This is a genomic window from Shewanella sp. SACH (assembly GCF_001887095.2).
Classification (GTDB): domain Bacteria; phylum Pseudomonadota; class Gammaproteobacteria; order Enterobacterales; family Shewanellaceae; genus Shewanella; species Shewanella baltica.
Window position 1 is genome coordinate 739,728 of sequence record NZ_MPDG02000001.1, and the last position, 17,838, is coordinate 757,565.

34 protein-coding genes are annotated in these 17,838 nt (G+C 46.0%); 18 read left to right on the forward strand and 16 right to left on the reverse strand.

Annotated features, from left to right (window positions below; genetic code table 11):
* Positions 1-19: 19 nt before the first annotated feature.
* The 10 genes from BM607_RS03105 to BM607_RS21885 all read right to left on the reverse strand — a co-directional run bounded on the left by BM607_RS03105 (position 20) and on the right by BM607_RS21885 (position 4,533).
* Entirely contained in the window at positions 20-352 is a 333-nt protein-coding gene (locus tag BM607_RS03105) for a hypothetical protein (protein WP_071938943.1), read from the reverse strand.
* Positions 349-672 carry a hypothetical protein gene (locus BM607_RS03110; RefSeq protein ID WP_071938942.1) on the reverse strand — a complete coding sequence of 108 codons (324 nt, stop codon included), beginning with the start codon at positions 670-672 and terminating at the stop codon, positions 349-351. The genes BM607_RS03105 and BM607_RS03110 overlap by 4 nt, the downstream gene beginning before the upstream one ends.
* On the reverse strand, positions 669-1,058 hold the full coding sequence (locus BM607_RS03115; RefSeq protein ID WP_071938941.1) for a hypothetical protein: 390 nt from the start codon (positions 1,056-1,058) through the stop codon (positions 669-671). Before BM607_RS03115 ends, BM607_RS03110 begins: the two co-directional genes overlap by 4 nt.
* Positions 1,055-1,696, reverse strand: coding sequence for a hypothetical protein (locus tag BM607_RS03120; RefSeq protein ID WP_083548585.1), 642 nt, complete (start codon positions 1,694-1,696; stop codon positions 1,055-1,057). Before BM607_RS03120 ends, BM607_RS03115 begins: the two co-directional genes overlap by 4 nt.
* Complete coding sequence (locus BM607_RS03125) at positions 1,693-2,217, reverse strand: hypothetical protein (RefSeq protein WP_071938940.1); 525 nt, start codon at positions 2,215-2,217, stop codon at positions 1,693-1,695. Before BM607_RS03125 ends, BM607_RS03120 begins: the two co-directional genes overlap by 4 nt.
* 103 nt (positions 2,218-2,320) lie before the next feature.
* The gene (locus BM607_RS03130) at positions 2,321-2,608 is read right to left on the reverse strand and encodes a hypothetical protein (protein ID WP_249269540.1); all 288 of its coding nucleotides are present in this window, start codon (positions 2,606-2,608) and stop codon (positions 2,321-2,323) included.
* Between the two features lie 100 nt (positions 2,609-2,708).
* Entirely contained in the window at positions 2,709-2,993 is a 285-nt protein-coding gene (locus BM607_RS03135) for a hypothetical protein (RefSeq protein WP_071938939.1), read from the reverse strand.
* Complete coding sequence (locus tag BM607_RS03140) at positions 2,986-3,408, reverse strand: hypothetical protein (RefSeq protein WP_071938938.1); 423 nt, start codon at positions 3,406-3,408, stop codon at positions 2,986-2,988. The genes BM607_RS03135 and BM607_RS03140 overlap by 8 nt, the downstream gene beginning before the upstream one ends.
* 151 nt (positions 3,409-3,559) lie before the next feature.
* Positions 3,560-3,799: a hypothetical protein gene (locus tag BM607_RS03145; protein WP_071938937.1), complete on the reverse strand. Its 240-nt coding sequence runs from the start codon at positions 3,797-3,799 to the stop codon at positions 3,560-3,562.
* A 584-nt stretch (positions 3,800-4,383) separates the two neighbouring features.
* Positions 4,384-4,533 (reverse strand): hypothetical protein, encoded by a 150-nt coding sequence (locus BM607_RS21885; protein ID WP_170927447.1) that lies wholly within the window; start codon positions 4,531-4,533, stop codon positions 4,384-4,386.
* A gap of 650 nt (positions 4,534-5,183) precedes the next feature.
* Between BM607_RS21885 and BM607_RS03155 the strand changes: the two genes are divergently transcribed.
* The gene (locus BM607_RS03155; protein ID WP_071938935.1) at positions 5,184-5,849 is read left to right on the forward strand and encodes a tail assembly protein; all 666 of its coding nucleotides are present in this window, start codon (positions 5,184-5,186) and stop codon (positions 5,847-5,849) included.
* Between the two features lie 51 nt (positions 5,850-5,900).
* Here BM607_RS03155 and BM607_RS03160 read toward each other — a convergent pair whose 3' ends face one another.
* From BM607_RS03160 to BM607_RS03185, 6 genes are read right to left on the reverse strand one after another with little or no spacing between them, the layout of a single operon-like run.
* Entirely contained in the window at positions 5,901-6,116 is a 216-nt protein-coding gene (locus BM607_RS03160; RefSeq protein ID WP_071938934.1) for a hypothetical protein, read from the reverse strand.
* A 24-nt stretch (positions 6,117-6,140) separates the two neighbouring features.
* A complete protein-coding gene (locus BM607_RS21980; protein ID WP_212669152.1) occupies positions 6,141-6,458 on the reverse strand; it encodes a hypothetical protein in 318 nt (105 codons plus the stop codon).
* Positions 6,451-6,714, reverse strand: coding sequence for a hypothetical protein (locus BM607_RS03170; RefSeq protein ID WP_071938933.1), 264 nt, complete (start codon positions 6,712-6,714; stop codon positions 6,451-6,453). Before BM607_RS03170 ends, BM607_RS21980 begins: the two co-directional genes overlap by 8 nt.
* Positions 6,715-6,732: 18 nt before the next feature.
* Positions 6,733-7,629, reverse strand: a complete 897-nt coding sequence (locus tag BM607_RS03175) for an exonuclease domain-containing protein (protein ID WP_071938932.1) — start codon at positions 7,627-7,629, stop codon at positions 6,733-6,735.
* 16 nt (positions 7,630-7,645) lie between these two features.
* On the reverse strand, positions 7,646-8,068 hold the full coding sequence (locus tag BM607_RS03180) for a hypothetical protein (protein WP_071938931.1): 423 nt from the start codon (positions 8,066-8,068) through the stop codon (positions 7,646-7,648).
* A 26-nt stretch (positions 8,069-8,094) separates the two neighbouring features.
* Positions 8,095-8,826, reverse strand: a complete 732-nt coding sequence (locus BM607_RS03185; RefSeq protein ID WP_071938930.1) for a helix-turn-helix transcriptional regulator — start codon at positions 8,824-8,826, stop codon at positions 8,095-8,097.
* A gap of 138 nt (positions 8,827-8,964) precedes the next feature.
* Between BM607_RS03185 and BM607_RS03190 the strand changes: the two genes are divergently transcribed.
* The 17 genes from BM607_RS03190 to BM607_RS03275 all read left to right on the forward strand — a co-directional run.
* A complete protein-coding gene (locus tag BM607_RS03190) occupies positions 8,965-9,168 on the forward strand; it encodes a Cro/CI family transcriptional regulator (RefSeq protein ID WP_071938929.1) in 204 nt (67 codons plus the stop codon).
* A 32-nt stretch (positions 9,169-9,200) separates the two neighbouring features.
* The gene (locus BM607_RS03195; RefSeq protein WP_071938928.1) at positions 9,201-9,731 is read left to right on the forward strand and encodes a phage regulatory CII family protein; all 531 of its coding nucleotides are present in this window, start codon (positions 9,201-9,203) and stop codon (positions 9,729-9,731) included.
* Positions 9,724-9,918, forward strand: coding sequence for a hypothetical protein (locus tag BM607_RS03200; RefSeq protein WP_071938927.1), 195 nt, complete (start codon positions 9,724-9,726; stop codon positions 9,916-9,918). Before BM607_RS03195 ends, BM607_RS03200 begins: the two co-directional genes overlap by 8 nt.
* The gene (locus BM607_RS03205) at positions 9,918-10,199 is read left to right on the forward strand and encodes a hypothetical protein (RefSeq protein ID WP_071938926.1); all 282 of its coding nucleotides are present in this window, start codon (positions 9,918-9,920) and stop codon (positions 10,197-10,199) included. Before BM607_RS03200 ends, BM607_RS03205 begins: the two co-directional genes overlap by 1 nt.
* A 71-nt stretch (positions 10,200-10,270) precedes the next feature.
* Complete coding sequence (locus tag BM607_RS03210) at positions 10,271-11,338, forward strand: replication protein (RefSeq protein WP_071938925.1); 1,068 nt, start codon at positions 10,271-10,273, stop codon at positions 11,336-11,338.
* Entirely contained in the window at positions 11,319-11,870 is a 552-nt protein-coding gene (locus tag BM607_RS03215) for a replication protein P (RefSeq protein ID WP_247651483.1), read from the forward strand. Before BM607_RS03210 ends, BM607_RS03215 begins: the two co-directional genes overlap by 20 nt.
* The gene (locus BM607_RS03220; protein ID WP_071938923.1) at positions 11,854-12,240 is read left to right on the forward strand and encodes a hypothetical protein; all 387 of its coding nucleotides are present in this window, start codon (positions 11,854-11,856) and stop codon (positions 12,238-12,240) included. Before BM607_RS03215 ends, BM607_RS03220 begins: the two co-directional genes overlap by 17 nt.
* Before the next feature lies 1 nt (position 12,241).
* Complete coding sequence (locus tag BM607_RS03225; protein WP_071938922.1) at positions 12,242-12,748, forward strand: hypothetical protein; 507 nt, start codon at positions 12,242-12,244, stop codon at positions 12,746-12,748.
* Complete coding sequence (locus BM607_RS03230; RefSeq protein ID WP_071938921.1) at positions 12,748-13,191, forward strand: hypothetical protein; 444 nt, start codon at positions 12,748-12,750, stop codon at positions 13,189-13,191. The genes BM607_RS03225 and BM607_RS03230 overlap by 1 nt, the downstream gene beginning before the upstream one ends.
* Positions 13,188-13,757: a TIGR02642 family protein gene (locus BM607_RS03235; RefSeq protein ID WP_071938920.1), complete on the forward strand. Its 570-nt coding sequence runs from the start codon at positions 13,188-13,190 to the stop codon at positions 13,755-13,757. Before BM607_RS03230 ends, BM607_RS03235 begins: the two co-directional genes overlap by 4 nt.
* Positions 13,757-14,020 (forward strand): hypothetical protein, encoded by a 264-nt coding sequence (locus tag BM607_RS03240; protein WP_071938919.1) that lies wholly within the window; start codon positions 13,757-13,759, stop codon positions 14,018-14,020. Before BM607_RS03235 ends, BM607_RS03240 begins: the two co-directional genes overlap by 1 nt.
* Positions 14,017-14,616, forward strand: coding sequence for a hypothetical protein (locus tag BM607_RS03245; protein ID WP_071938918.1), 600 nt, complete (start codon positions 14,017-14,019; stop codon positions 14,614-14,616). The genes BM607_RS03240 and BM607_RS03245 overlap by 4 nt, the downstream gene beginning before the upstream one ends.
* On the forward strand, positions 14,616-15,851 hold the full coding sequence (locus BM607_RS03250; protein ID WP_071938917.1) for a tyrosine-type recombinase/integrase: 1,236 nt from the start codon (positions 14,616-14,618) through the stop codon (positions 15,849-15,851). The genes BM607_RS03245 and BM607_RS03250 overlap by 1 nt, the downstream gene beginning before the upstream one ends.
* A 60-nt stretch (positions 15,852-15,911) precedes the next feature.
* The gene (locus BM607_RS03255; RefSeq protein ID WP_071938916.1) at positions 15,912-16,190 is read left to right on the forward strand and encodes a hypothetical protein; all 279 of its coding nucleotides are present in this window, start codon (positions 15,912-15,914) and stop codon (positions 16,188-16,190) included.
* Positions 16,183-16,788, forward strand: coding sequence for an oligoribonuclease (gene orn / locus BM607_RS03260; RefSeq protein WP_071938915.1), 606 nt, complete (start codon positions 16,183-16,185; stop codon positions 16,786-16,788). The genes BM607_RS03255 and orn overlap by 8 nt, the downstream gene beginning before the upstream one ends.
* Positions 16,789-16,815: 27 nt before the next feature.
* Positions 16,816-17,016, forward strand: a complete 201-nt coding sequence (locus BM607_RS03265; RefSeq protein ID WP_071938914.1) for a hypothetical protein — start codon at positions 16,816-16,818, stop codon at positions 17,014-17,016.
* A gap of 395 nt (positions 17,017-17,411) precedes the next feature.
* Positions 17,412-17,838: hypothetical protein (locus BM607_RS03275; protein WP_212669153.1), on the forward strand; the 427-nt coding region annotated here is incomplete at its 3' end.

Sequence of the window (17,838 nt, forward strand, 5' to 3'; positions counted from 1 at the left end):
TCGCGTGGGGCGGTTTTAGTCATGCTTCACCTCTGTTCCATTCGTTCTCAGGGCTTGCGTCCCAGTAGCAAAACTCGATAAAGTTTTTAAAGCCGTCGCCGTACTCTAAATAACGCTTATAGCGCTGCTGTGACTTAGTTGTTTTGCGGATACTGCCAATTTCGCCGTATTCAACCTCCCAAGTTGGGTGGCAATGACGAATAACGCCTGGCTTATCGTCGTCAAAGTTAACACCAAGGTGATGGCCGCAATCTTTAACGATCACGCCAGCGCGGCCATTCACTTTAACTAAGCGGCCAATTTCGGCTGGAACAGCGTAATACTGTTTGATGTAGTCAAATTGGCTCATCATTGAAAATCCTCCATGCTTAATCCCAGCTCTTTGGCGAGTTTCATGTCCTCGATGCGGCGGCGTTTAGCAAGTCGCGTTTTATCCTCGGCCGATATCCTAATTGACTGGATGACTGGCTCATTTTCCTCTTGGAATCGGACTGTTTTAGCTTTAGGTGCAGCAGTTGAAGTTTGAGAAGTCGATGAGTTAACGACTTTCATCACTTTTGGCTTACGCGCCTTAGTTTCGTATTGAGCCCGTTTTTGCGCTTTGATACTTTCCTTATGCGCTTGGTAGTAAGCCCTTGCCGCGATTTGCTTTGGTGTGAGTTGTTGGCTCATGCTTTCACCTCGTCATATGGAAATTGTTCTCTTACCGTGGCAATTGCTTCTTCCATCGTTGGATGACGTTCACAGTAATCACCTTCGCGGGTATGGCGCTTGTGAGCGATAAACTTCAACATGCGTGGTCCTGATGGCTCGATTTGAAAGCGGATCATGCGGTCATGTGCAAGAACAACGGCAGTCGTGAGGGCGCTATAGTCGAAGGTAGACATGTAATGCGCGCTTGTACTGTTGATTGATAACCCTTGTTCACCACAGGCTTGGATTTTTCCAAACATGTGATTACCGCCGTTGTGAATGTCACAAAGGAAATCAAAGCACTCACGTTGATCTGCATTGAGCCAAGGGTAATGTTTGGCGTAAAAATCATGTTGGTTGCTCATACAGCCTCCTTGCGCTTAGTCGTCCACTCGACTTTAGGTACAGCGGTGAGTTCAAAGATGTTGCCGCAGTCGTGGCACTCATGATCATCACCATCAGAAGAATAAAGATCACAGTCTGATTCAATCTCAGCTTTGCAGTAAGGGCAGGTTATTTCGTTATTGCAGTAGAAATCCCATTCGTTATATTCGTAATCAGCAACCCTAGCCATAGCGGCTTCGTGTCTTTTTTTATCCTCAATCTCTGCGCAAGGTTTGCAAACCCAGCCATGTTTTCTCCCCCAAGGTGCTTCAGTTAGCTGCTCACGGGTACAGCCGCAGCTTGCACATACATTATGCTTATCACATTCGATATAGGTGCCCCAGTCTCGCGGCTTTCCGTTGCATTCACCGCAACCGTTTACCCAGAACCATTGACCATCAATAAGTTCGGCATAAATATGCTTTTCTGGCTGTTCAATGCGGATAGTATCTGGTTTGTCATGCATTATTACCGTACTGCTTGATGGACCACCTTCTGCGCGATAGCGCTCAAAATCACGCTCATCGTTTCCGGTGTAAAATACTTGAGTTTTCCCGTTACGCGTTCTTTTGGTGTATCCATCCAAGCGTGGATCATTGATTAGTTGTGGGTAGCTCATGCTTTCACCTCAACTTTTGCGGCTTGATAAGCACTTTTTACAGCTTCATATTCGCTGCCAAATATCTCGGTCGCATCGATAAGACTAAGGCGGGTATCGAGGTAAATAACGTCATCGTGCAGGAACAGCGAAAGCGGGGAGAATAAGCAATCACCCCAATTTGTACTAATCGCCGCTAGAAGAGGTATGCGTGAAACTTCTACTGGCATCATGGCATTGTATTTAGCTGTGATAGCTTCTAACGCTTTACGATCCGCGGCTTTCGGTTTGCCGTATTTGGGGGATGAAGCAAAGCAATTAGCTGCTTTAGGCTTGAACCATAAATGATTGTTTTCAAGCTGGTTGAAGTTGTGAAAGTTAATGCCAGCACACGAAATACATTCAACGCGATTGCTAAAAATAGGTTTACCACCGAAGTGGTCGGCTAATTTAGTGGCTTGCTCAATCAAGTTTGCTTTAGCTGCATCAAAGTCTTTGAACGCTTGCACTGCGGTTGCGTTGGTAATTTTGTAGTAACTCATATCGATTCTCTCTGCTCTGTTTTCACTGCACTTAGGTTTGCGTTACGCGGCGATTTCGCCGTTGTAGACCACCCAACTGACAATCTCTTTCTTGGTCTTGGGGTTAACCTTGCCCGTGGGTTTGCGGTAACGAACATGCAGGTCGCGGCATTGGTCCTGTTTTTTTTGCTAGCTCAATGTATTGCGCGCAGAGCGAAGGCGTTGAGAGCGAGTGCGACAGCTTTTGTGGCTTCATGGTTTCAAACTTGGCCGTTGCCATTTCATCTAGCTTGGCTTGGTATTCCGCGGGGCTGAGTTCGCGACGCTTCGGCTGAACGCCTTCGTATAGGCTGCACTTTTTAGCCGCTTCTTTTTTAGCTATGGTCATGGATACGCCGTATACGAAGAACATGGTGGACTCCAAACTGGTGATTGCTCACTAGGCTGATAGATGTAAGAGGGTTGGTTTGAGTTGAACTTGTAACGATGACTTACACGTTCAAATTTGGGGCTTAGCTTGGTGTGCTGGCGAGTCGTGCATATTCAGCGTTGAGCAGATCTTGCGCGCTGCGCTGGCCGTGTTTTTGCTTTATCTCTTGCCAGCGTTCAATCAGTCGAACCCAAGTATGTTTTGATTCGGGATAGTCGATGATCAACTGGTTTAACTCGGCTATCGAGCGGTCGCAGTGGGCGGACATGGCGTTATCGCGCAATGCGGCTATCGCTTCTTGCTTAAGCTCGTTCGCGAGCATTCCCACTAATTTTTCGCTGGTGGCATGGGCCTGTGCATCAAACATGGGGTACCTGCTTTAGGCTGCTAATGACTTGATGTTGAAAGCAGCGATTTATCCAGCTGCAGGTTCGGTCACTGACGGTGATTTCGGTCGCGATTGGCAGGGCGACTCGGGTGAGTTTTACGCGGCCGCTACGAGTTATTTGAATGTTGGCCACTTCGTTTAGTGGTGTCGTTTTTAATGGGCTTTCATCCAACTTGGTGACGTGGAAGCGCTCGCGAAATGCATAGGTGCAAATGTTGTTTTGCAGGTATTGCTCTAATGCATTTTTGCGCTGAATGACGGTTGGGCAGTGCATGAGGTTGGTCAATTGGGCGAGGCGACAGGCTATGCCAAGGTGCATTAGCAACTGAGCTTCGGTTGTGGCACGTTTATCTTGCGCAATGGCGCATGATTGCGCTGCGATTGGGTGTTGCATAGGTCACCTCGCTGAATCGTGGTTAGGTTTGGCTGGTTTTAAAGGGTAGAAATTAAACGGAAGGTTTGGCGTTACAACAGGTCGAACGGGATCAACTTGGCGAGTAGCATTAGCACTAAGTCGAGAAAGTCGGGTTGCTGGGCTTTCATGGTTAGGCTTTCCCTTGCTTTACTTTCTGAGCAAACATAGTGAGTTCTTGCCTTAACCCTTCAAGTATCTGAACGGCTGCATCATCACTTATTGATGGGTCTGAGATGGAAAATTGAATTCTCATCATTGCTTCTGCACCAGCATAAAAGGATCTGCGCATTTCTTGCTGTTGATATGGTGCAGCATCTTTAGGAACCACTAGCTTTAAAAACAATAACCACTGTTCTTGTATCGTATTCATGCGTATTTACCCCAGCAGCATTTTTTAAATTTATGACCGCTTCCGCATGGGCATTCACGATTGCGCATACTGTTCTTTCGCTGATTTTTGGTCATAGGCTGCAGCTCTTTGAACTGCTGTTCATTAAGAGGGATGAGTGGAGAACCTAACATTCTCTGCCTCTCTATTAAGTCTGCATGAGTCAGCTCGTACAAGTTTCCTCGTGTATCCATATTTGCCTCAGAATTAAATTATTGAGTTTGGCTTGTTTGAACTATCCGGTAATTCCGGTTGGTTCGATTTTATTGATTGCCGGTTACGTCATCCGGCGGCCTGAACCCGTCCTCTGCCGCGCTATGCCGCTAATAACTGGTGCACTACTTTCAGGCGTTCGCGCTGCTTTACCAGTGGGACCTTTATTTATTAACCCTAACCAGATCCAAAGCTGGCTCAGAACGTGCTGACTCGGGGCGCTGTCATGACCTGCGCTTGTAAGTGGCCGCTTCTAACGGCTGGTTAGTCACATTGGCTTATCCTCTGTTAATTGCCTGCTGGTGCCGCAGGTTGGCGTGATTTAATTAAGTTGTTCGGAAATCCTGAACAACTTAGGTTTTGAAAAATGTTTCAACAAGTTGATAATTTGAACGTCCAACTCTGCGCACTTCAAATTCTCTACGGCCGAGAGTTAGCTTTTCTCCTAGTGCAGGCAGGCTATTAAACAGCTGCACATGAGCTTCTATTTTTCTAAGCAACATTTTATTTCCTTAATTTATTGGGTTTTAATTGCCGTTATTACTTATTCGCATTGGTGAAGGTGACTGACTGGCGCTCATTTCCAGTTACCGAAAGGGTGGAGCCTATAGCGCCACGGTTGGCTCAGTCGGTAGTCGAGTCTTACTATTCAGTCACCTTCACCAATGCGCCCTGTAGCCAAGGCGATTGTCCATCTACCACACCGCCGATGGTTGGCGGGGCTATACACATATTTGGGTCATGCTCGCAGTGAAACCATTTAGTACCTGTTCTTATGGGCTCTTCCCACTCAAACAGTCCGGTCGCCAATAGCGGTGTATAGGTCTGTTTACGCGGATTACTATCCTCCGCCGCGTGATCCTCGGAGTAACCTAGTCCGCTCTAGGCGGGTTTAGTTGTTCATGGGCCAGTCTGTTAAAGAGCGTGATTAGTTTTCTGTAGGTACAGTTTCTAATCGATGAACTGATAGTAGGATAACCTACATTAAGTGTCAAATGTTTTCGTAGGTTTTCCTACATTCATTGTTTCATGTTATATTTGTTGGCAGGTTAATTGGGTTGTTCAATTACTGGAGATGTGAAAATGGATAGATTTTCGATGGTTTCAACAAGGCGAACAGTGTTTATCGAGCTGAAGATAGGAGGGGGTAATCGTGGATAATAATCAATGCACCATCATTAAGTTGTCGGGCTCGCTAGCCAAAAAGTTTGGCCGTGAGCACAAGCGCTTTTTAGATACGGGCACGACGACAGAGGCATTTAGCGCCATTAAAAACACGCTAAAGGGCTTTGAGCCGTTCATTAAAGAGCAGGCCAAGCTTGGATTGCGTTATGCGATTTTTCGTAATGGCAAAAACACAGTTGAAGATGAGTTTGATTTGGCGGGGTCGCGGGAAATACGGATTGTGCCTGTTATCGGTGGCAGTAAACGCGGTGGAGTACTACAAACTATTGCTGGGGCGGTTCTAATTATAGCTGGTGCATTTGTATCAGGAATGAGCTTCGGTATGGCTGCACCGCTTGGCGGAGCTATGATTTCGGCAGGCATAGGGATGGTTGCAGGTGGTGTTATTCAAATGCTTTCACCACAAGCGAAAGGACTTAAGGGCAGGGAAGCGGCTGAGAACGCGCCGAGTTATGCTTTTGGTGGCGCAGTTAATACTACCGCAGCGGGTAATACCGTGGGCATTGGTTATGGTAAGCGCCGTATTGGTGGCGCCATCATCAGTGCGGGGATTTATGCCGAGGATATTGCCACCACTAAGCGGCCAATACAAAGCGGCGGCGGCAATGGAGGCAATGGAACGCAAGAGCCATAGATTATTGCTGTGAGGCGAAGTATAAAAAACCCGCTTTCGCGGGTTTAAAATTTAACGTGGTAATGCCTTTAGTATTGGTGATAGATATTGTTGGACAATCCACCATCCGGCACCGAATACGGCAATAATAGCGACAAGTGCGTACCCTGCTGCCATACCTTTGGTAAACATGTTTTTTTCAATATGGTCTAGCCTAGTCTCGATTTTACCAACAGATACTTTTATGTCGGTTACGTTGTCTTCAAGCCTAATGATTCTACTTTCCATACCGCCGCCCCTTAAGGAATAAAGCTATAACCAATGGAAGCCTTTTGCCATTAGCCCAGCAAGGCCAAGCGCAACGGTAATGATAGTACCAAAAAGTAATCTAAAGTCTGTTCTTGCATCGCGCTTTATTTCTCTGACATCAGATTTGATGTCGCTGAGTGTTATTTTGATATTTTCGACATCTGACTCTAGTCTAGCTACTCTTGGCTCCATACCGCCGCCCCCGTCTCCAGAACCTTTGGTACTTATAGTATCAGATATTTTAGGTGTTGCACCATGATCATTACCGCCTGAAACGAGGTGCAACACGGTATTGCCTCTTCCAGTCGATAACTCAGTCATTTTTGTTAATCGCCGTTAGTAACAGGTTTGCTAACTCAACAGCTTGATCATTGGTCATTGTAAAGCTAGCCAATACCGATCTAACCACTTCAAATTTATTGCCGCCGTCCTGATCGCTTAACGACTTAGGCCATACTTGGTCAACAGAAAACGATATGCCTATCTCATTGCCTGTATTTGTTTCAATGGTTGAAATAACTGTAGTATCGACATAACCCGAGACGAAACGGTCTGATTTAACAACTTTATAATCCATAACAACTCCTTGTTTTACCTATGCCTCAATCAGCGCCATAAATTCATCTTCATCTAGAATTTGAATATCAAAGCCTTCATCAATAAGTGCTTCGGCTTTGATTTGTTTGCTTGATATACCCGTTGGGCCAACAAGATGTTCAACCTGCTCACCAACAACAAGATAATTTGTCTTTTTAGATACACCTGATTTAATTTCAAGTCCAAGTTCAGCGGCGGCTTCAAAAGCTTCTGCGCGCGTCATCGACAGTTCGCCTGTAAAGACGATTGTCTGACCGTATAGCTCACCAAATTCATTAGGAGAGTATGCTTTGTGGTCTGCGCCTGATGATTTAGTAAAAGGTTTTTTAGTGGCAATCTCATTGATATGGCCTAATGTCACAGCTGCGCGCATAAACACACGGCCAGCGGCAATCGCATCGGCTTTAGCGCGATGAGCCTCATTAAGCGGAACATTACAGTGTTCAGCTACTGTGGCTAATTTATAATTAGGTAAATTGAATGCGGCCTTTGCCAGATTCAATGCACAGTGGTAATGGTTGCTAAGTTGGATGCCAACATGAGCGAACTCAGTATCTAAAAAACCTTTATCAAACTTGGCGTTGTAGGCCACTATTGGCAGATCACCTATAAATTGCTTTAGGTCTTGCGCTATGTCGGTGAAGGTTTCTTGATCAGCTAACATCGCATTGGTGATACCAGTAATACTGGTGATCTTGCGCGATACTTTTACATTAGGATTAATCAACGCTTCAAATACAGGATGTTCGTTCGACAGCAGATCAAACTTGATTGCGGCGATTTCGATAATTTTATCAACGTCAGCACTGAGCCCGGTCGTTTCTGCATCTAACGCAATAAATTGAGTGGGAATATAAGGGTGTTTTGCTAAAAAATCTGCTGTTAAATCATCCATGTTATTGCCTTTTCCTTTAGTTTTTATAAATTCCGCCAGCTAATATTTGTAATCCTTTACCATCATTATTTACATGAATTCTGAATATTTTATGCTTATCTAATTCAAGAAAAGCCTCATAATAATTCCCGCCCCAATCATGTGAACACATGGAGGCACCTGAGTTAGTAACTTTTAGCATCACCCTGTTTTCATTTGTTCTAAGTGTAACTTTCTCACTTGGCTCTAGCTTCGCGGCTAACTGGTCATCAATGTAAATATCGGCATAGCAAATGCTACCTGTCCAGCCAGAATCCCTAACTACTGTAAATATAAATTTTCCATCTGTTTTTAATAGATTGCGATCATCAGGTACAGGCTTTGCTTTGTCATAATCGACTGCTGAAGTTGCACATCCATACAATACAAATAGCATTAAAGATATTAATATTTGCTTCATAGTAATAATCCTTTACTAAATAAATATCAGTTATTCCATACGTTTAACACTGACCACCAGAATACCCAACCGATAATTTTTATTTCCTGCATTTTTTCAGGTTGAATAAATTCATCAGGGAACTCATCGTTATTGTAGCTTTTGATGCGAACGCCACCGCCAGGTGTGCGATAGAGCATTTTTACCCGCAGCATGCCATCGTGATCAATGGCATACATCTCACCATCGATAATAGATTTTTTACTGGTGTCTACGCCGACAGTGGTGCCATGTCTCAGAACTGGCAACATGCTATTGCCAGAAACCGTCACACAGGCCGCATGTTGTGGATCCACATTGCTCTTTTTAAGGGTCGATTTAGCAAAACGCAGTTTACAGCCGCCATTCTCTTGCACAAAGGTCGATCCATTGCCAGCAGCCAATTCTACTTCACGAAAAAACGGTAAGGCCACTTCGTCATCCCTTAATGGTGTATCGCCATCCCATAACTCAAAACCCGGATGCCATTGAGCATTAGATTCGCGGATTTCAGTTTTTAAAGCTTCATCCTCACCGCTTAATAGCCACTCAGGGGTGCATTTAAGAAGCTCAGCTAATGCAATAAGGTTTGCACCTTTGGGTGACGTACCGTTTTTCCCGTCAGTTTCCCAATTACTTACAGAAACACGATTAACACCAACATATTTTGCAACTACATCTTGAGATAAACCAAGCTCTTTTCTGCGCTCGGCGATGCGTTTCCCCATGCTTTTTTTCATTAGGTCTATTTCCGTAAATCATACGTAGGAAAGACTACATAAAAAACTTCAAATTGTAACCGTAGCTTTAGTTTACAATAGTAGGAAAACCTACTATCATCGGTTTTAGTTTTTATTAAATCTATTTCAGGGGTTTCCATGAAAAAGTCAGATGTCCTTAAGTTTTTTGGTGGAACCGCAGCAACCGCGGCTGCACTGAATATTAAAAGCCCTTCAGTTTCTGGATGGGGTGATGAAGTCCCAGAGTTACGCGCTTATCAAATCGAGCGCTTAACGGGTGGTGAATTGAAGGTTCATGCTGATAAAGCCCTTGAATCCAATTCAGCATCTCAGGTTGCCTAGCTAACTAGTGTCTAAACAGGATAACTAACCCTATGAGTAAACTCACATTAAAGCGCCAAAGCCTTTCATGTACCGATCCACTCTATGCCGCCCATGCGCTGGGGCATGATTACGGTGTAGACAAACTAGCCAAGGATTTATTCCAGCAGCCCGGGGTGATGTACAACAAGCTCAACCCTGATAACGACAGCAATCACTTGTACTTGCGTGATGCGATTCATCTTACTGCGCTGGCTGATGACGATCGCATTGTGTCTGCTTGGTGCCATAGCCGTGGTGGCGTGTTCGTTAAGTTGCCTGAGGCGGTTAACTGCGATGAAGAGTTGAGCGATCAGCTGCTGATGATTAGCGAGCAGATGGGGATTGCACTGGCAGAAATTCGCGACTCACGCGCCGATGGGGTGATCACCCCTGACGAGTTTGAACGTATCGGCCGCGAACTCACCAACACAGTGCGCGAAGTGCTGTCGCTTAAAGCCGTAGTGAGCAGCCAAGTGCGGGAATTGCCACACATTAGCCGCGAACTAGACTCATCAGAAATGAAGAGCGCATCCAATGAGTGATATTGCAGATGTAGCCGCCATCGAGAACGACATTCACATCAAGGCCGCGCTGGGCGTTCGCCAGCCGTCATTGCCGTTTACTGGCAGATGCCACTATTGCTTAACCAAGATTACAGGCGCAAGTCATTTTTGTGATGCCGACTGTCGCCATGACCATGAGCGGTTAAAAGCGAATGGGAGAACGTGATGAAAGCTTACGATCCAGTTATTGCGGTAAAGGTTGATGCAAATCAGTTAACTGATAACTCCTACGCAAATATCCCATACACCCCAGAAGAAGATGCCGAGTTCGCTCGCATTGAGCGTAATCAAAAAATTTCCGAGTTTTCTCGCATTGAGCGGGATCATGAAATTGCCTTGTTGGCTAACGTGATCCGTACATCGCCGACGACGAGTGCTGAAGGTATTGCGGCGCGGGTACTGGATGCGGGGTATCAGTTTTCAGGTAGTGCAGTGGAGTTGAAATAAGAAAGCCCACTAGAGCTGTGGAGGCTGTGGGCTTAATACCTAGAAACGTTTGAAGAAGTCGAGGTAAGACGATGTTACAAGAATCAATTAATAGCGTCAATCATGATGCTGGTGGCAGCAATGTGGTGCCGTTACGGCCCGTTGCTGAGCACAAACAACAAGCGCGGGGTGGGGTGGTGAAAGCAGACTTGGATGATGGTTATTTACGACTCTCCAATACGCTGGTGGATGCCCTGTGCCGTACTAAATTAAGCGATCGTGAGAGTCGGGTGGTGTTTGCGGTGATCCGTAGAACCTACGGCTATGGCAAGGCCACTGATTGGGTTTGCTTAGAGCAATTAGCCGACATGACGGGGATTACAACAAGCAATATTTGTCATGCAATTAAGTCGCTTACTGCGCGCGATATCATCATAAAAGACGGTCGTAAAGTTGGCGTTAACCCGATTGTTTCGGCGTGGCAAGACAAGAAATCGCATTCGATTAACGGTAAAAAATCCACTATTAAAACCGACAATATTATTGTCGATTCTGACAATGCCATTGTCGAAACCGACAGCGTAGGTTGTCAGAACCGAGAGATACAAAAGAAAGACACTAATACAAAAGAAATACAAAAGATCTCTTCGTCGAACATTGCTGTCGCAATGGCCGACACACAGGTAAAACCCGATGCCGCTGTTCAAACTCCGAATGGCAAACTTTGGGGTACTCAGGACGACTTAACCTGTGCTGAGTACATCTTCAACAAAGTCCTGATTGTTAACCCCACTGCAAAGCAGCCTAACTGGCCTGACTGGGCAAACCAAGTGCGCTTAATGCGCGTGCAAGACAAACGCACTCACCATGAAATCTGCAAGCTGTTTAAGTTTGCCAATAGCGACTCATTTTGGGCGAGCAACGTGTTATGCCCAAAAACCCTACGTAAACAATGGGACAAACTTAACGCCAAACTGCTAGCGAGAACATCACATGAAACCAATGCAAACGATTCTGCCGCACACAATCAACGCTATGAGAACCCCACAGCCAGAGTATTCCGCGAACTGCGGGAAATGGCAGAGCAACTCGAGCAGTCAACAGATCACCACGGTGGTGGCCACACAATTGATGCCGACTATGAACCTGTACAGTCGTGATTTTAGCAATCGGTTTGGTGCTGAGCTTGGCAGTGTAGTGGCGGAGTTTGTTAGCAAAATTGGCGAGGCAGGTTTGAGTGTTAGTGAGGTGATGATCGGTATTGAGGCATTTAAACAACGCGCAGCGACCGCGCCATGGAGCGTTAACCCTGCGGAGTTCGTGGCTATGTGTACGCCTACGCCTGAACAGTTGGGCTTGCCTAGTGCAGAACAAGCTTACCGGGAGTGTTGTTCACATGGTCGATGGCCGAGTGAGCACAATTGGAGCCATGGCGCAGTATTTGCCGCCGGCCGTGAAACGGGTTGGTATGAGCTGCAAAACCGTACTGAGCAGCAAACATGGCCCTTGTTTAAACGCAACTATGAGGTTATGTGCCGCCGCGCGGTGAAGGGTGAAAGCTTTGATGCGTGTATTCCTAAGGCGCTTGCTGCCCCTGTAAACAAGCCAGTTGAAAATCAAAAGGCATGTTCGATTATCGCTGATCTGCGCCAAAAGTTTGGGCTAAGGACTGCAAATGGCTCTGGCAATTAAACCGTTACCTGCAAATGCGCCTGATTTTTATAGCGCGATTGTGGCGCCAAAGGCTTCAGCTAGCGTTGCGAACACAACGGTCAAGGATGCGGTTAACGATGCAGTGTTGTTTGTTCCGACTCAGTTCTCTGCCGCTGATCTACTCGCACAAGGCTTTCGGTGTGCGCGTGAATACCCGCTGTTTTATCACTGCCGAAGTGGTGATTCAGACGCCGAGCGGATTCAAAAGCACATGTCTGTTATTCCTCAGCAGTTTAAGCATTCAGTGTCGATTGAGTACGAACGCTTATTTGCCATTGGTGGGCGCGATGGTCGCTTTCAGGCGAATCGGTTTTTAGTGCAGCAGTCGAAACATTTTAGAGGGGTATAGCGTGATTCGAATTGGTATTGATCCTGACCTGACTAAAAGCGGTGTGGCGACTGTAGTTAACAACGAAATAGTGACGCTTAAGAGTATGGGTTTTAGTGAGTTGATTGAGTTTGTGGTTAGCAGTGCTTCGAGCTCGCCTTGCGCTGTGTTACTTGAAGATGTGGATAACAAAAAGCCGGTATTCCCTAAGCGGTTAAGGCAGTCGGCTAAAGGGCAAAATCCATTGCTTGCCTACGTTGGCCATGCACCTAGCCAAAGCGGTTCTAACGCCAAGGTGAACATGAGTATCGCCGAAGATTTGGGCAAGGTGAAAGCCACGGCCAGACTGATTAAAGAAGTGCTTGAGGATAAGGGCATCAAAGTCACTTTGGTAAAGCCGCTGCGTGGTCCGATTAAAAAAGCCAAGGATAGCAGTGTTTATTTTAACAAGATCACCGGTTGGACGGGGCGCAGCAATGCTGACACTCGCGATGCTGCACTGATCGCCATGTTTGGGCTGGGGGAATAATGACAACTCATAAATTATCGTTTGATGAGCGCATTGATAAAGCGATCGCATTCTATGTCACTCAACAGTTATCGATTATTGATTCCGCCCAACGTGCTGACGTTAGCAAAGGCGCACTCACTAGAGCGCTAAAAAAGCGCGGGGTTTTCCGTGATAGATCGGTTTTATGTGCTTCAAATCTTGAAAAGGCGATTGATTTATATGTTGGCGGCTATTCCATTTTAAAGGCGTGTAAAGAGGCAGGTGTCAGTAATTCTACGCTCAGTGATGCTTTGTATTTAAGAAAACTGGTGAGAGAAGATGTGACTCGCAAGCCTGAAAGCTCGGTATCGCGCATTGATCCGCTTGAATCGAAAGAGAGCCGTGTATTTCGCATGGCACTGGCCATTATTCACAAGAGTGCGGCACCGACTGCGCCATCACCTCAAGGGACTGACAGATGATATCGATAGAGCGCTTATTTGAGTTGTTGTCGCCCCGCGGTGTTGCGATTGGCGCTGCAGTCGGTGGCAAAGGGGTTTTTAGTAAGGAGGATGCTATGGGTGTTGTCGCGCAGGTGCAGGGTAAGTATTTAGTCGGCGTTAAAGTATTAGAGGCCAGTATTTGCGGCGATATTGATGCCGAGAATTTGCTGATCAACGCCTTAGCCAAACAGTATGAAACCGACTTTAGGCCTATTGCGGCGACTGCGTTGGCAAAGCTGGCCGTGAATGAGGTTTGCGGCTCCCGCGTTTGCACTAAGTGCCATGGCACTAAGCTGAATTATCACCGTAATGGTGAGTGCCAGCATTGCTGCGGTACCGGAAAGATGTTGAATACGGTTGAGCAGCTGACTAAATCGTTTTGTGATTTAAGCGGTACCAAGATCACTGCAGAACAATTTAGCCAGCATTTTTACGACAAGTACATGACTGGCGTCGACACACTGCACCATCATCAAGCCGATGCCGAACGCTATGCAAAGCGGGTATTGCGCTTAGTCGCTGCTGAAAATGAGCAGGTGAACTAATGAGTGCACCAGATAACAGACTTAAATTTAATAACGTCCCTTGGCAGCAAGGTCGCGTTCTTTCCACAAGGCACACTCGCCGCTGGAGTAAGCAAGAACTTGAGAAATTCACAAGGATAGAACGCCGCACCGCCTTTGCTCACTTTTATGCCCATGACGAAGGTAAAAGCCGTGAGCTTGTGTATCAATTTGATAGCACTGAAGAGTGTGAGAAAGCGGTTAATGAGCACAATAAAGCGCTAGCCGAGAGGCTATCCAAATGATTGAGACAGTAAACGACTTAGTTAAGCGCCTAGTTAAAGAAGCCGATCAACTCGAGTCTATGGGCTCGGTTGATTTGGCCTGTGGCGTTGAAGCTGCAGTGCGAGTGATCCGTGATGAATTAGATGCCAATGCCGCGATTGGTAATGCTGACAGCCACCGCATCGAGCCACTAGAGCGCCAGAACAAACGCTTGATGGCAGTACTCGCCAAGCAGTCAGTATTGAATGAACGCTTTGACTTGCTCTGTAAAGACAGTGTGTTATCAACGCCTGAGTATAAGGCGCTAGTGCTTTCCAAAGAGGCGATTAAACGCCAGATCAATGCGCTGCCAAAGTGCAGAACTTGCCGCGGAGTTGGCAAAGTTAGGCCGATGTTTGAGCTGCATTGCTGTGATAAATGCGGCGGTGTTGGCGTGAATATAACGGCCAATAATGAGCTGATTAAGCTGCAGCAATCCTTAATCCTGACTGAGTTTGAGTTGATTGAAAAACTGACTGCTGACTTGTTTAAGGTTGGGTTATCACCTGCAGATAAAGAAGCCATTGCGATCGAGTATTTTTACGCGGATTGCCGCACTAACCTGAGGTGTGACTAATGGCCGTGACCTGTATTGCGTTAAGTGACGCCGCCATTAAACGGGCGGTTGCCGATAAGTCTATTACTGAAATCAGGGACCCAAGATTTCCGCTGCGACTGCGTTTGGCGAGTTCACGCAGCCGTGGTAGCTGGCACTTAATCACCTATAAAGACGGCAAGGCCAATTGGGCTAAGGTTGCCGATTGGCCGCTAGTTAGCGCTAAGGCCATGCTGGATGATTTACCGTCGCTCAGCATGCAGCATAGGCAAGATCAGAGTGTGAAGGTTAATACCTGGCTAAGTTGCGGCGGGTTATTAAATTGGTATTTAAGCCGGTCACAAACCGATACCAGTCTGTCACTTAAGCGCAAACGCAATATCAAGTGCGCCATCACCAAGCACTTAATCCCTGTGCTGGGTGATGTGATGCTGAGTGAGCTTAATCATCATAAGGTCGATGAGCTATTGATTTGGCCCCTGCAGGCTCGCTACGCATTGGGCAGCGTTCGCCAGTATTACGCGATTTTACGTAAGGCATTTAAACAGGCGACAGTGCTTAAGTTGATTAGTGATGATCCGCTGGCATCATTGAGTTTTACCGATTTTATCTCGACCCCCATTGCGACTAAGCCACCAAAACTACAATCCACTGATCTGCTGCAGCTGCTGACGAATATAGGTAATGCTAACGATGGCGCCGCTATGCTCATTTTTATCATGCTGGCTTACGGTACCCGTATCGGTGAAACCCGTTTACTACGCTGGACCTATTACGACGAGGCTAATGCTAAGTTGGTGATCCCTGCCGACATTACTAAAACACATGCCCAACTGACTATCCCGATCACCCAATTAATGGCTGATGTATTACGTTGGCATAAAGCCATGCAGGAAGCTGCAGGGTATCGCGGTGGGTATTTATTTCCGCATCCTTGTCGCAATGGTGGATTAGATGAACGGTCGGCGAATAGTTTGGTTAAGCAGGTGAGTAACAGTGAATGGACGGCCCATGATTTACGCAAACTAGCAAGGTCGTGTTGGGCTGACTTAGGGATTGATTACATGGTGGCCGAGCAGATGTTAAACCACTCGATGACTAAGCTAGATCAAGCCTACATTCATACCTATTTAGCCGACCAAAAGAGGGCAGCAATTGAGTTGTGGCACAGTCATTTAATGGCAATTTATAACCCATTTATTGGGCGTGTGAATCAAGACAGTGCCAAGACAGGAATTAATTGTAAAACAGCCTAAACCGTTGGCGTAAGTGGTTTGCGGGTTAGTTTATGCATCTTCACAAAGGGAAGATATTTAATGAGTAAAGCGAAGGTTTTAAAAGCGGTTGGCTACATGACAGAACAACAGGCTATAGCGGAGGGTTTTAGTCATCATGGGAAATATTATGGCATCCCTGTATGGCTTGGCGATATAGAAGGTGACTTCTTGGTGGCGACTAAATGGGTACCAATGGAATGGCTAATGTCACTATTCCATGTCGTTGAGGGTACGATGAGGCCAATCTTATACCCTGATGAACCTAATTCATTTCAGTTTCAAATAGGCAAGGAAATTAAGGAGCACTTCCATGAATAGTTACTTTTTATTCGGTGATATTGAAACTGGCGGTTTTAATGATCGCCTTGATAACGGTCAGTTGGGTATGGAGTATTACCCCATTTTTGAAATTGCCTTAGTCGTTACCGATAGAGAACTAAATCAGGTTGGCTCTGCGCTGAGAGTTGTGATCCATCAAGATGAGACAGTAATTAGCCGATCACATCAATGGGCGATTGATACCCATACCAAGAGCGGCTTGCTTGATGAAGTACGTCAGTCTGCTTGGTCGTTACTTGAGGCTGAACAGCAGATCATTCACCATCTTCGCCAAATGGGTATTGAGGCATATGACAGAGAAACCAAACAAGGGGTGATCTTCGCTGGTAACTCCATCATGTTTGACCGTTCGTTCATTCTTTGCCAAATGCCAGAGTTGCACCAGTTCATGCATTATCGTCAATTGGATATTTCTGCCTTGGCACTTGCAGCCATGGCATGGGCGCCAGAACTAGCCAAAGAGGCGATAGCAGCCAAGCAATACAAGCATGAAGCTTTGGCTGATATCAGAGAATCAATCGCCGAGCTTAAGTGTTATCGCCAGGCACTGTTTGGAGGTAATGCTAATGGCCTGTGATATTTGTAATTACATGTGAGGTGGACCATGACTAAAGATGAGTTAATTACTAAGCAGCAAATTGAAATTGAAGAGCTTAAATTGACAATAGATAGCTACAAGGCCACCTGTGATGCTGTTCGCGGGTATCTTTGCATGCCTTATCAGTGGAGTACCAAATGCCCAGATTTCCCAGAGGTTGCCATGAAAGGAATCGTGCAAGTAATACGAGCCATTGAGGATATATAACCATGAATACTGGATCATACGAGTCGTGGAGAGTTAGTTACCAGAGTAGTGAGCAGGCCGCGCGATCAGCTTTTACACAACTTCAGTCCCTATATTCTGACACTGATATGTTAAAGCGTGAATGTGCGCGGCTTAATGCTGAAATTGAGCGGCTGCAAAAACTAGATATATCTAAAAGTGGTGATGCCAATGGTCTGTGACATTTGTAGTGCTAATAAGCCAACTACGCCCCTAAGTGGACAATATCAAACCGCTGACATTAAAGAGGTTTGCCAAGAGTGTTTGTCGGATATATCTAAGCAACACGACAAGATCAGAACCCATTGCATTGGGCTGATCCCGCTATTTTTTAAGCGCTATGTAAAGCTATACAGATTTAATAAGCGAGGTGGCAAGTGAGCTTCTCGCATACATTAAAGCGTTTATCCGCTGCTGCTTTTGAGCGTCAACATGGAATAAGTGAGACACATCGACTGATCCGCGCTGATGATCTTCGGGCCCTGCTTGATCAGTTCAACAGCATTGATAGTCAATATCGAGCAAGTTTAACCGGAGTGTTTCCAGATCCTAAGGCGTTGAGTATGACAGTTAGCGCCTTATCTGAATCGCATCCAGAAGATAAGAGTGGCTTTTACTCATTAGCCAGAGCAATGAATGACTATCTATATGATGACAAGCCATCGGCTTATGAGCACCTAGAGACTTCTATTAATGAGCATGCAGAGTTTAGAAAGGCTTATTCATCTAAAGCTATTGCCAATCCAGAAGGATTGGGTGTTGATTATGTCGGATATAGAAGCGGCGGGTTAGTTCCAAAACCGC

Excerpts from the sequence above, each read along its gene's own strand:
- BM607_RS03205 (WP_071938926.1), top strand. The coding sequence starts at position 9,918 with ATGAAAGCTTACGATCCAGTTATTGCGGTAAAGGTTGATGCAAATCAG.
- BM607_RS03190 (WP_071938929.1), top strand. The coding sequence starts at position 8,965 with ATGAAAAAGTCAGATGTCCTTAAGTTTTTTGGTGGAACCGCAGCAACC.
- BM607_RS03240 (WP_071938919.1), top strand. The coding sequence starts at position 13,757 with ATGAGTGCACCAGATAACAGACTTAAATTTAATAACGTCCCTTGGCAG.
- BM607_RS03185 (WP_071938930.1), bottom strand. The coding sequence starts at position 8,826 with ATGAAAAAAAGCATGGGGAAACGCATCGCCGAGCGCAGAAAAGAGCTT.
- BM607_RS03135 (WP_071938939.1), bottom strand. The coding sequence starts at position 2,993 with ATGTTTGATGCACAGGCCCATGCCACCAGCGAAAAATTAGTGGGAATG.
- BM607_RS03125 (WP_071938940.1), bottom strand. The coding sequence starts at position 2,217 with ATGAGTTACTACAAAATTACCAACGCAACCGCAGTGCAAGCGTTCAAA.
- BM607_RS03235 (WP_071938920.1), top strand. The coding sequence starts at position 13,188 with ATGATATCGATAGAGCGCTTATTTGAGTTGTTGTCGCCCCGCGGTGTT.
- BM607_RS03180 (WP_071938931.1), bottom strand. The coding sequence starts at position 8,068 with ATGAAGCAAATATTAATATCTTTAATGCTATTTGTATTGTATGGATGT.
- BM607_RS03200 (WP_071938927.1), top strand. The coding sequence starts at position 9,724 with ATGAGTGATATTGCAGATGTAGCCGCCATCGAGAACGACATTCACATC.
- BM607_RS03245 (WP_071938918.1), top strand. The coding sequence starts at position 14,017 with ATGATTGAGACAGTAAACGACTTAGTTAAGCGCCTAGTTAAAGAAGCC.
- BM607_RS03230 (WP_071938921.1), top strand. The coding sequence starts at position 12,748 with ATGACAACTCATAAATTATCGTTTGATGAGCGCATTGATAAAGCGATC.
- BM607_RS21885 (WP_170927447.1), bottom strand. The coding sequence starts at position 4,533 with ATGTTGCTTAGAAAAATAGAAGCTCATGTGCAGCTGTTTAATAGCCTG.
- BM607_RS03255 (WP_071938916.1), top strand. The coding sequence starts at position 15,912 with ATGAGTAAAGCGAAGGTTTTAAAAGCGGTTGGCTACATGACAGAACAA.
- BM607_RS03115 (WP_071938941.1), bottom strand. The coding sequence starts at position 1,058 with ATGAGCAACCAACATGATTTTTACGCCAAACATTACCCTTGGCTCAAT.
- BM607_RS03195 (WP_071938928.1), top strand. The coding sequence starts at position 9,201 with ATGAGTAAACTCACATTAAAGCGCCAAAGCCTTTCATGTACCGATCCA.
- BM607_RS03120 (WP_083548585.1), bottom strand. The coding sequence starts at position 1,696 with ATGAGCTACCCACAACTAATCAATGATCCACGCTTGGATGGATACACC.
- BM607_RS03160 (WP_071938934.1), bottom strand. The coding sequence starts at position 6,116 with ATGGAAAGTAGAATCATTAGGCTTGAAGACAACGTAACCGACATAAAA.
- BM607_RS03250 (WP_071938917.1), top strand. The coding sequence starts at position 14,616 with ATGGCCGTGACCTGTATTGCGTTAAGTGACGCCGCCATTAAACGGGCG.
- BM607_RS03110 (WP_071938942.1), bottom strand. The coding sequence starts at position 672 with ATGAGCCAACAACTCACACCAAAGCAAATCGCGGCAAGGGCTTACTAC.
- BM607_RS03105 (WP_071938943.1), bottom strand. The coding sequence starts at position 352 with ATGATGAGCCAATTTGACTACATCAAACAGTATTACGCTGTTCCAGCC.
- BM607_RS03140 (WP_071938938.1), bottom strand. The coding sequence starts at position 3,408 with ATGCAACACCCAATCGCAGCGCAATCATGCGCCATTGCGCAAGATAAA.
- BM607_RS21980 (WP_212669152.1), bottom strand. The coding sequence starts at position 6,458 with ATGACTGAGTTATCGACTGGAAGAGGCAATACCGTGTTGCACCTCGTT.
- BM607_RS03170 (WP_071938933.1), bottom strand. The coding sequence starts at position 6,714 with ATGGATTATAAAGTTGTTAAATCAGACCGTTTCGTCTCGGGTTATGTC.
- BM607_RS03175 (WP_071938932.1), bottom strand. The coding sequence starts at position 7,629 with ATGGATGATTTAACAGCAGATTTTTTAGCAAAACACCCTTATATTCCC.
- BM607_RS03130 (WP_249269540.1), bottom strand. The coding sequence starts at position 2,608 with ATGTTCTTCGTATACGGCGTATCCATGACCATAGCTAAAAAAGAAGCG.
- BM607_RS03220 (WP_071938923.1), top strand. The coding sequence starts at position 11,854 with ATGGCTCTGGCAATTAAACCGTTACCTGCAAATGCGCCTGATTTTTAT.
- orn (WP_071938915.1), top strand. The coding sequence starts at position 16,183 with ATGAATAGTTACTTTTTATTCGGTGATATTGAAACTGGCGGTTTTAAT.
- BM607_RS03145 (WP_071938937.1), bottom strand. The coding sequence starts at position 3,799 with ATGAATACGATACAAGAACAGTGGTTATTGTTTTTAAAGCTAGTGGTT.
- BM607_RS03265 (WP_071938914.1), top strand. The coding sequence starts at position 16,816 with ATGACTAAAGATGAGTTAATTACTAAGCAGCAAATTGAAATTGAAGAG.
- BM607_RS03210 (WP_071938925.1), top strand. The coding sequence starts at position 10,271 with ATGTTACAAGAATCAATTAATAGCGTCAATCATGATGCTGGTGGCAGC.
- BM607_RS03215 (WP_247651483.1), top strand. The coding sequence starts at position 11,319 with ATGAACCTGTACAGTCGTGATTTTAGCAATCGGTTTGGTGCTGAGCTT.